This window comes from Dietzia sp. DQ11-44, from assembly GCF_014145205.1.
Lineage (GTDB): Bacteria > Actinomycetota > Actinomycetes > Mycobacteriales > Mycobacteriaceae > Dietzia > Dietzia natronolimnaea.
In genome coordinates, this window is record NZ_JAALEC010000452.1 from 1 (window position 1) to 9,952 (window position 9,952).

At 68.7% G+C, this 9,952-nt stretch carries 10 protein-coding genes and 1 pseudogene; 6 read left to right on the forward strand and 5 right to left on the reverse strand.

Going from position 1 to position 9,952, the window contains the following annotated elements; all coding sequences use genetic code 11:
* A pseudogene (locus G6018_RS11665) lies at positions 1-284 on the reverse strand (hypothetical protein); the annotation flags it as partial.
* A 256-nt stretch (positions 285-540) separates the two neighbouring features.
* Between G6018_RS11665 and G6018_RS11670 the strand changes: the two are divergent.
* On the forward strand, positions 541-1,398 hold the full coding sequence (locus G6018_RS11670; protein ID WP_182639678.1) for a formate/nitrite transporter family protein: 858 nt from the start codon (positions 541-543) through the stop codon (positions 1,396-1,398).
* A gap of 32 nt (positions 1,399-1,430) precedes the next feature.
* Positions 1,431-1,880, forward strand: coding sequence for a cyanase (cynS, locus tag G6018_RS11675; RefSeq protein WP_182639679.1), 450 nt, complete (start codon positions 1,431-1,433; stop codon positions 1,878-1,880).
* Positions 1,881-1,897: 17 nt separating this feature from the next.
* Here the strand turns inward: cynS and G6018_RS11680 are convergent, their stop codons facing one another.
* Both G6018_RS11680 and G6018_RS11685 read right to left on the reverse strand, forming a co-directional pair.
* Positions 1,898-2,989: a dihydrodipicolinate reductase gene (locus tag G6018_RS11680; RefSeq protein WP_182639680.1), complete on the reverse strand. Its 1,092-nt coding sequence runs from the start codon at positions 2,987-2,989 to the stop codon at positions 1,898-1,900.
* An 8-nt stretch (positions 2,990-2,997) separates the two neighbouring features.
* The gene (locus tag G6018_RS11685) at positions 2,998-3,999 is read right to left on the reverse strand and encodes a Rieske 2Fe-2S domain-containing protein (RefSeq protein WP_182639681.1); all 1,002 of its coding nucleotides are present in this window, start codon (positions 3,997-3,999) and stop codon (positions 2,998-3,000) included.
* 92 nt (positions 4,000-4,091) lie between these two features.
* Here G6018_RS11685 and G6018_RS11690 point away from each other — a divergent pair, with 92 nt between their 5' ends.
* A complete protein-coding gene (locus G6018_RS11690; RefSeq protein WP_182639682.1) occupies positions 4,092-4,754 on the forward strand; it encodes a TetR/AcrR family transcriptional regulator in 663 nt (220 codons plus the stop codon).
* On the opposite strand, the gene G6018_RS11695 is transcribed toward G6018_RS11690, so the two are convergent.
* The gene (locus G6018_RS11695) at positions 4,720-5,220 is read right to left on the reverse strand and encodes an SRPBCC family protein (RefSeq protein ID WP_182639683.1); all 501 of its coding nucleotides are present in this window, start codon (positions 5,218-5,220) and stop codon (positions 4,720-4,722) included. The two genes, G6018_RS11690 and G6018_RS11695, sit on opposite strands and share 35 nt — an antisense overlap.
* Positions 5,221-5,398: 178 nt before the next feature.
* On the opposite strand from G6018_RS11695, the gene G6018_RS11700 reads away from it, so the two are divergent.
* The gene (locus tag G6018_RS11700) at positions 5,399-7,090 is read left to right on the forward strand and encodes a cytochrome c biogenesis protein ResB (RefSeq protein ID WP_179523363.1); all 1,692 of its coding nucleotides are present in this window, start codon (positions 5,399-5,401) and stop codon (positions 7,088-7,090) included.
* A complete protein-coding gene (ccsB, locus tag G6018_RS11705; protein ID WP_182639684.1) occupies positions 7,087-8,085 on the forward strand; it encodes a c-type cytochrome biogenesis protein CcsB in 999 nt (332 codons plus the stop codon). The genes G6018_RS11700 and ccsB overlap by 4 nt, the downstream gene beginning before the upstream one ends.
* Positions 8,086-8,478: 393 nt before the next feature.
* On the opposite strand, the gene G6018_RS11710 is transcribed toward ccsB, so the two are convergent.
* Positions 8,479-9,024: a hypothetical protein gene (locus G6018_RS11710; protein WP_182639685.1), complete on the reverse strand. Its 546-nt coding sequence runs from the start codon at positions 9,022-9,024 to the stop codon at positions 8,479-8,481.
* Between the two features lie 188 nt (positions 9,025-9,212).
* On the opposite strand from G6018_RS11710, the gene G6018_RS11715 reads away from it, so the two are divergent.
* On the forward strand, positions 9,213-9,890 hold the full coding sequence (locus G6018_RS11715) for a response regulator (protein WP_182639686.1): 678 nt from the start codon (positions 9,213-9,215) through the stop codon (positions 9,888-9,890).
* Positions 9,891-9,952: the final 62 nt, after the last annotated feature.

Sequence of the window (9,952 nt, forward strand, 5' to 3'; positions counted from 1 at the left end):
CCCACCACGAGCCCGGCGGTCTCGGCCTCGTCGACCCGGTCACGAACCGCCTGCACCGCCGGCCCCACCGCGGCGGCGGCCCGGGAGAGGGCGTCAGCCAGCTCCCCGACACCGTCCGCGAGTTTGGTGACGTGCACCTTCTCGCCCTCGGCGGCGTCCAGGACCGCATCGGCTGCCACGCCGTTCCAGCCCACGTCCAGCGCTGAGCGCCCGGCAGCCAGAGCCGTCCGTGCCTCGACAGCCAGCGCCACCCGCTCTGCGACGGCGGAGCTCGCCGTCGTCACGCCCCCGACATCCCACCGTCTGACCCGGCCGATCGTGTACCCCACACCGGTCCTTCCTCCCGCGCCGTCACAGTGTCTGACGGCGCGCCGGCCTGTCTGGTTCCACGGGGGGCCGAACTCTCACCTCACCGTGCGGCCGGCGCGAGGTGAGGGCTCGGTTACCGGTGTGCGGTCCGGGGTAACGACCGCGTCACATAGCTCGGCCACACTCACTCCGGTACGTCCGCACGCCCGCCGCACAGCTGGAGGCAACGAAGTGTCCTACGTCCAACCCTCGGACTTCACCCGCGCGATGATCGACGCCGGAGCGAGCAAGGTCCGCATGTCCACGCGTGACACGCTCATCCGGAGCTTCATGGCAGGCGCCATCCTGGGTCTGGCCGCAGCGTTCGCCATCACCGTCACGGTCCAGACCGGCAGCGCGCTCCTCGGGGCGGTGCTCTTCCCCATCGGCTTCATCCTCCTGTACCTGCTGGGCTTCGATCTGCTGACCGGGGTGTTCACGCTCGTCCCGCTGGCACTGCTGGACAAGCGCAAGGGGGTCACGGTCCGGGGCATGCTCCGGAACTGGGGCCTGGTCTTCCTGGGCAACTTCGCCGGTGCCCTCACCGTGGCGTTCCTCATCGCCTTCATCACCACCTACGGGTTCAATGTCGCCCCGGACGAGGTGGGCCAGCGTCTCGGCGAGATCGGTGAGTCCCGAACTCTCGGGTACGCCGAGCACGGGGCGGCCGGGATGCTGACCCTGTTCTTCCGCGGTGTGCTGTGCAACTGGATGGTCTCGACGGGCGTAGTGGCGGCGATGATGTCCACCAGCGTGAGCGGCAAGGCGCTGACCATGTGGATGCCCGTGATGCTGTTCTTCTACATGGGATTCGAGCACTCGGTGGTCAACATGTTCCTGTTCCCGACCGGCCTGATGCTCGGCGGCGAGTTCTCGCTGGCCGACTACCTGGTGTGGAACGAGATCCCGACCGTCATCGGCAACCTCGTCGGCGGGCTCTGCTTTGTGGGTCTGACCCTGTACGTCACCCACGCCCGCACCAAGGCGCAACGGCCGCTGCCGGAGGAGCCGGCCGAGCGCGAGGCCGACCGCGAGCCCGCCTCGGTCTGAGCGACACACGACCCCATCCGAGAGGAACCCCGATGACCCCCATCATGTCCAAGCACGACGCCGCGGCCCACGTGGAGTCCGCCCGCATCCGTCAAGGACGCACCTGGGCAGAACTGGCCGACCACCTGGGCGCACCGCTGGTGTGGACCACCGCGGCCCTACTGGGCCAACACCCGATGTCCGCCGAGCAGGCGCGGTCGGCGTGCACACTCCTCGGCCTGGACGAGGCCGTGGCGGAGAGCCTGGCCCTGCAACCGAGCCGCGGTACTCCGCCGGAGGTGATGGCCGACCCGACGATCTACCGCTTCACCGAGGCCCTCTCGGTGTACGGGCCCGCGCTCAAGGCACTCATCCACGAGGAGTTCGGCGACGGGATCATGAGCGCCATCAACTTCTCGGTGGACTTCGCGAGGCGCCCGGACCCCGACGGGGACCGGGTGGTGATCACCCTGGACGGGAAGTTCCTCGACTACCGCTGGTGACGGCCGCCGCCGGGCCGCTACCTCGCGAACCTGCCGGCGAACGTCCGCAGCGGCAGATCTGCGCTGGTGACCACCCCGGCGGGCGCGGCGATGACCGACCTGATCGAGTTGAGCGCGGGCAGCCCGGTCACGGTCATGCCGATGGACGCGAAGTCCTCGGGATCGGAGAGGTCGACGCCGGGGGCGGGGAAGATCATGTGCTTGTTGTAGATCTGCGGATCGCCCTTGATCATCGTGATGTAGCACCCCTTGATGTCCCACTTGGGCTCGGTGAGCGGGGTCATCTGCCACTCGAGGTGGGTCTCGATCCGCGAGACCCCGTCGACCATCCCCAGGTACTTGATGTAACTCCCGCCGAGGGACCCCTCGGGTAGCCGGTACCAGCCCAGGTCGACGTCCTCGGTGCAGGCGCCCAGTTCGCAGTCGAACACCACCTCGTCCAGCTCGAGGTCGAACGCGTCGGCCATCATGTACACCGAGTCCGCGAACACCTCGGTGTACTTGCGCAGCATCCCCGGCAGCGCGGGATCGTCGACGGGCCTGCCGTAGCCGACCTCCGTCCAGGTGTCGGCGGAGTGGTGACAGGACACGTCGACGGACTCGATCGTGGTGACGTTCTCGATGTCGGCCACGTCGGCCGAGGCGACCAGGCCGAGGATCTGGTTGAGCCCCGGGTTCATGCCGGTTCCGTAGAAGGTGGCCCCACCGGACTTCGCGGCCTCGTCCAGGATCTCCCGCCACGACCGACCGGACGGGTGCGGATGGTTGAGGTCGCGGTGATGGCCGGTGATCCAGTCCGCTGTGGTGACGACGTTGATGCCGGCCTCGAGGACCTTCAGGTAGAGCTCCTCGTCCGGGAAGACACCGTGAAACGTGAGGACGTCCGGACGTGTGGCGATGATCTCCTCGACGGTGCCGGTCGCGAGAATCCCGACCGGCGCGATGCCGGCCAGCTCGCCTACGTCTCGGCCGACTTTCTCGGGCGAGTAGCAGTGGACGCCCACGAGTTCGAGGTCCGGGTGGGTGCCGATCCGCTTGATCATCTCGCTACCGACGTTGCCGGTGGCGACCTGGAACACGCGGGCGGGCTCACTGGTGCTGCTGGTCATCTGAGGTGTCACCTTTCGGGGAGTGGATGATCGGGATAGAACTGGGTGGCCCATGTCCGCAGGGCGGTGAACCCCTCGTATTCGCCGGGGGCGAGCGCGGCGGGGTCGGAGTACTTCTGGTGCCTCCAGATGGCGAGGTCGGCCTCGAACTGCTCGATCACGCCGCGGCCGTGCCTGGCCGCGCGCTCGGCGGACTCGGCGTCGCCCAGGTCCGGGCGCCGGCGGATCCAGACGGAGAACCGGACGTCACAGGTCTCGTCGTCGACCGGGGTGACGCAGGTCGCGGTGCGGTTGTCGACCATCCCGTGGCTCCGGGTGACGGCGACCCCCAGCCCGCCGTTGATGGCCTCGACCCCGCTGTCGACCTCCTCGATCGACCCCGGTGAGCCCTCGAACGCGATCGTGAAGTCGACGTAGGAGACCGGCTCGTCGAAGTCCTGCCTGGTGAAGACCGGGATGATCGGCACCTTGTGGACGAACTCGAAGTGCGCGAAGTCGACCCCGTTCTCCAGGACGTACTGCGGATGGAGGTGGAGCCGCTCCTCGACGAGCGTGGTCCGCGGGTGGCACGGGTGGTAGTCCTCGGCGCGGGTGCCGTCGTCCCAGCTGGTGAAGACGTCGGGGACGTCGAAATACGGCTCGCGCCCCTCGAGGTCGTGCCAGATGTAGATCGACTCGTTCCGCTCGACCACCGGGTACGTCCTGATCTTGCGGCCGAGGTTCGGGCGGTCCGCGTAGGGGATGGCGGTGTTGCGCCCGTCCGGGTTCCACTGCCAGCCGTGGAAGGGGCACTGGATGGTCTCGTCGACGACGGTGCCGCCGTGGCCGAGATGGGCGCCGAGGTGTTTGCAGTACGCGTCCATGACGGTGGCCCGGCCGGATCGGCTCCGCCAGGTCACCAGGTCCTCCCCGAACGCGGTGACCCGATGGACGTGCCCGACCGGGACCTCGGCGGACCACGCCACCTGGAACCACCCGGTCGGCTTCATGGGGAGCGGGGGCTTGGGCATCGCTGAACTCCAATCTCTGGTCGAACGATCAACGGGTGGTCAACCGCGTCTGCAAAAACAGAATGGCGATTCTGCGAAGGTAGCATCGAGGTGTGGAGGCCACAGGAAAAACGACGACGACGACGACGAGGACCGGCGCCCGCGAGGACAAGCTCCGCGGCTACCGCCAGCAGATCCTCCACGCCGCGGAACGCGAGTTCGGCAAGGCCGGGTTTACCGCCACGCCGATGAGCGCGATCGCGGCCACCGCCGGGTTGTCGCTGGCCACCGTGTACAAGTCCTTCTCCGGCAAGGCGGAGATCTGGGACGCTCTCCATCGCACGCGGATGGACGCCCTGTTGGAGGCCGTGCGCGAGGCAGACTCAGGGGAGCCGGGGCTCGAGCGCCTGCTCACCGGCCTGCGTCGGGTCTTCCTGTTCTTAGCGACGCACCCCGCCTATCTCGAGATGAATCTCCGGGCCGGTGGGGGATGGGCGAGCAGCGTGGACGAGGCCCACGGGATCCAGCGCACGGTGTGGAGCTCGGGGCTCGAGGTGATCGCCGGCGGGATGCAGGCCGCGGCGGATCGGGGGGAGCTCGCCGGCCTTGATCCCCGCATCGCCGCGGGGATGGCGATCTCTGCCCTCCAGGTGTGGTTGTCCGAGTGGGTGCGCTCGGAGCGGGCCGAGGATCCGGAGGCGCTGGTCGACGACATGACGCGGCGACTGCGTCTGCTGTTGACTAGCTCGGGTACCTCTCGGCCGCCAGGGCGCTGAGTCGCCGCAGGAAGCGGCGGAACAGCAGGTTCATCACCGGCCGGACCGCAGTGAGCGAGAGGTTGGTCGCCGCGTTGCCGTGCATCGCCAGGGTCCACGTGAGTCGGCAGCCGCCCTCGGTGGGCACGATGTCGTAGGCCTCGGCGAAGGCGTGGATCCCCTTGGTGGAGCTGGCGTTGAACCGGAATGCCATCCGGCGCTCCGGCTCCCACGCCAGGAACTCCTCCTCGCCGACCAGGCCGCCGAGCATGTGGACGGTGCGGGTGGTGCCCACGCCGTACGGGGGTTCGCTGGTCCAGACCACCTTGGTGATCACGCCCGCCCAGCGCGGCCAGGAGTCGGCGACGACGAAGATCTCGAACAGCTGTCGCGGCGTGGCGGGGATCGCCACGCTGTTGGTGAAGCGGAACCGGGCGGTGTCGGTGTACTCGACGTCCACCGGTTCACAGGGGTGCATCGTCGGCATCGCCCCTCCTCTCGTCTGACCCCTGGAGGTCCATGTCCCGAGGGTAGAACACGTTCTTGTCCCGTGGGTCGTTCAGGCGGGCCGTGCCCTCACAGAAACCGCTCAGGAGCCCCCGACTAGTCTGGGTCCAAACCGGCGCCGCGACAGGTCGGCGCGCCGCGAACCGCAGATGGACCCCATGCCAGAGCCCAGAACCGCCGCCGCCCGCTCCACGCTGGGCACCACAACCGCATTCCTGCGCAACTCATGGCGCACCCTCACCGCCATGCGCACGGCGTTGATCCTGTTGTTCCTGCTCGCCGTGGCGGCGATCCCGGGCGCGCTCCTGCCCCAGCGCAGCCTCAATGAGGGCAACGTCAACGACTACATCGCCGAGAACGGCTGGCTGGGCGAGTTCTACGACCGCCTGCAGCTGTTCGACGTGTTCTCCAGCTGGTGGTTCACCGCCATCTACGTCCTGCTGTTCATCTCGCTGATCGGCTGCCTCACCCCGCGCTGCTTCGAGTTGGTCCGGCAGCTGCGCACGCCCCCGCCGCTCACTCCCCGCAACCTCTCGCGCCTGCCCCATCACGCCGCGTACCGCACCACGGCCTCACCCGAGCAGGCCGCCGACCAGGTCAAGGCCCAGCTCAAGGGCTGGCGGGTTCGGCGGAACGACGGCGACGGCCGCGTCCCCGGCACCATCGAGCTCTCCTCCGAGCGCGGCTACACGCGCGAGGTGGGCAACATCGTCTTCCACTTCGCCCTGCTCGCCCTGCTGATCACCTTCGCGGCCGGCAAGTTCGTCTACGCCGAGGGCATGCGGGTGATCATCGCCAACGCCGAATCGCCGGCCTTCTGCAACACCACCCCCAGCGCGTATGACACGTTCCGCGCGGGACTCCTGGTCGACGGCACGGATCTCGAGCAGTTCTGCGTCAAGATCGAGGACTTCCGCGCCGACTACCTGCCCAACGGCCAGGCCGAGATGTTCACCTCCAACGTGCGGTTCACCGAGGAGGTCGCGACCACTGATCCGCAGACGTGGGAGCCGTACGAGATGCGGGTCAACCACCCTCTGCGCGTCGGGTCGACCCGCGTCTACCTGCAGGGCCACGGCTTCGCGCCCACCTTCACCGTCACGTTCCCCAATGGCGAGACCCGCACGGACACTCAGCACTGGCAGCCCACCGAGCTGCAGACGTTCTTGTCGTCGGGCATCATGCGCTTCGACCCGCCGGCCGGCCTGTACCCGGACCTGATGGAGCGGCGCACGCAGCAGATCGCCGTGCAGGGCCTGTTCGCGCCCACGGCGTCGTTCGACGGCACCATTCTGAGCTCGCGCTTCCCGCGGATGGACGACCCGGCGGTGGCGATCGACGTCTACCAGGGCGACGCCGGGCTCGACACCGGCCGCCCGCAGTCAGTCTTCTCGCTGGAATCCGACCTCATCGAGACCGGCGCCCTCGAGCGGCAGGCGCGCGTCAACCTCTTCCCCGGCGAATCCACCACCCTCCCCGACGGCACCGAGGTCCGGTTCGACGGCGCCGAGGAGTTCATCAACATCCAGGTCTCCGAGGACCCCACGCAGATCTGGGTGGGTGTCTCGGCCGCGGTGATGATGGCCGGACTGATCCTCAGCCTGATGGTGCGGCGCCGCCGCATCTGGGCGCGCGTGACCGTCGACGACGACGAGGTGACCCGTGTCGACCTGGGGGGCCTCGCCCGGACGGACCGGATGGGCTGGGGATCGGAGTTCGACGAGCTCCGGGACCGGCTCGTCGCAGCGGCGGCCGTCACACCTGTCTTGCCCGAGGAGCCCGACTCGGGACACACTGCAACCAGTCGCGGCACCGCCGGCGACGCTCCGCGGAAGGACGACACCCGGTGAACTCTCTGATACTCGCCCAGGGCCTGCCCATCGACGAGACGCTCTCGACGTACAGCGACCTGGCGTTCCGCACGTCGTTCGCCATCTATGTCCTGGCGCTGATCGCCTCGCTGATCTACTACGCCGGCTTCCGGGTGGAGAAGGTCTCGCCGAGGCAGCTCGCCGGAGCCGGCGGGCCGGGACTCACCGAGTCCACGTCTCTCACCGATACCGGCGACGAGGACCGCGCGTCCGCGGGCAACGTGCGCTGGGCGCGTATCGCGCAACTGTTCGTCACGATCGCCTTCGTGTTCAGTGCGTCCTCGCTGGTGCTCCGCGGTGTGGCGACCGACCGTTTCCCCTTGGGCAACATGTACGAGTTCATCCTGGCCACCACCGTTCTCGCGGTGGGCACGGGACTGGTGTTCCTGCGCAAGCCCGCGTTGCAGGTGGCGTGGCCGTTCGTCCTCGCCCCGGTGTTGCTGCTGCTGTTCTTCGGCGGGACCCATCTGTACTCCGAGGCCGCCCCGGTGGTGCCCGCACTGCGCTCGTACTGGCTACCGATCCACGTGGCGATCATCTCGTTGGGCTCGGGCATCCTGCTCATTCCGGGCGTCGTGTCGATCATGTACCTGCTGCGCGTGTGGCAACCCCAGGGTCAGGAGAAGGGGTGGGCCACGCGACTGACCCGGCCGCTGCCCGCCGCCGAAACCCTGGACCGGTTGGCGTACCGCACCACGGTGATCGGCTTCCCGATCTACAGCGTGGGCATCCTGCTCGGGGCGGTCTGGGCGGAGAGCGCGTGGGGCCGCTTCTGGGGCTGGGATCCCAAGGAGACCGCGTCGTTCATCTCCTGGGTCCTCTACGCCGGGTACCTCCACGCCCGCGCGACCAGCGGCTGGGGCCCCAAGAAGGCGGCGTGGATCAACATCGCCGGGTTCTCGGTGCTGGTGTTCAACCTGTTCTTCATCAACATCGTGGTCTCGGGCCTGCACTCCTACGCCGGGCTGAACTAACCCCCACACTGCCCCGCCCTGCCCCGCACCGCCCCGGCCTGCTGTGGTTGGTCGACATCACGCTGTGATTGCTTGACATCTCGCAGCTCCCCGCGCGGACTCTCGCGCATTCTGGCGACCAACTGGGCCGGCTGTCCTCGTGGCCGTGCTACTCGCTGCTCCGGGCGGCGGACCAGGTTTGTCCTCGACATCACCCGCGTGAGCTGGGGTGCCCTTCAACCCGGTTGCAGGGCACGGAGGTGGTCGCGCCTCTGAGCTGGGAGAGTGCGACGACGACGATGAGTTCCGGTCGCCACCGGGCATTCAACTGCTCGGTGGGCCGTCCGGGCCGGGGCTGGCGGAGGGGCTCATCTCGAGCATTCAGCTCGAGCGCCCTGACCGACCACGAGCCAGTCAGAGCTGCGCGAGCAGGTCCTTCCAGACGGGCTTCCAATACTCGATCGCCTCGGCCGAGTCGAGCTTGGTGTGCGTCAGCCCCACCGTGGACTTGCCGTTCTTCTTGTCGCTGAAGTTCAGGGCCACGCGCGTGCCGTCGGCCAGCGGGACCCGCCAGTAGCGCCACTTCTCGCTGCTCGAGGTGGCGGGGGGAGACTCGACCTCCACGCCGCCGAATTCCTTCCGGTCTCCGGCGAGCTCCACCCACGCCCGCAGCGCCGCGTCCATGTCCCCGGTGACGGTCCGCGAGGTCGACAACTGGAAGTCGCCGGTGCAGGACTGGCCCGGTACCCGCAGGCCGGCATGCTGCTCGTAGGCGATGGCCGTGCCCTGGGCCCACCACTCGGCGCGCTCGACCGACTCCGGCATCAGCTCCAGGGCCACCTTGGCGATCGCCGAGTGCGCCATCTCCCGCGCGCCGGCCTGCTCGAGCATCTCGACCCACTCGTTCCACGACCGGCCGGTGGCCGAGGCGATAGCAGGGGTATTGGAGGGCTTCGTCATCCCCTCATGCTGCCCCAGCGGGGCGCGGGCGGTCGTCGGTTCCTCCCGGAACCGCTCCGAAAAGTGAGCTGCCCTCCGGTGCCCTGCACCCCCTCCGCAGGGCAGCCCAGGTCAAGCGGGGTTCCCGAGCGCGAGGTAAGACCACGACCAGAGCGAGCAACGCCCCCGACGCCCGGCCCGAGGCCCGGGTGCTGGTGGTCGACGACGAGGAGAACATCGTCGAGTTGCTGTCGGTCTCACTGCGGTTCCAGGGGTTCGAGGTCGAGACCGCCCGCACCGGCGCCGAGGCGATCGACAAGGCCCGCCGCTTCCGGCCCGACGCGGTGATCCTGGATGTGATGATGCCGGTCATGGACGGTTTCGACGCGGTCAAGCGGCTGCGCGCGGACGGCTGTGACGCGCCGGTGCTGTTCCTCACCGCGCGGGCCGCCGTGGCCGACCGGGTCGCTGGGCTCACCCTGGGGGCCGACGACTACGTGACCAAGCCGTTCAGCCTCGAGGAGGTGGTGGCACGGTTGCGCACGATCCTGCGTCGCGCGGGCACGCTGTCCGGGGCCGAGCGCAGCTCGCGGCTCACCTTCGCCGACCTGGAGCTGGACGAGGACAGTCACGAGGTTCGCAAGGCGGGCCGGGCCGTCGCGCTCTCGCCCACCGAGTTCACTCTCCTGCGATATCTGATGGTCAACTCCGGGACGGTGCTGTCCAAGGCGCGCATCCTCGACCACGTGTGGGACTACGACTTCGGCGGAGACGGCGGCGTGGTCGAGTCCTACGTGTCGTACCTGCGCAAGAAGATCGATACCGAGGAGCCGAGACTCATCCACACCATCCGCGGCGTCGGCTACGTGTTGCGCGAACCGCGCTGATGCCCAGTTCGCCGGGCTTGCCCGCCTCGTCGTCAACCGCGGCCGCCGCACCCACCACGCGG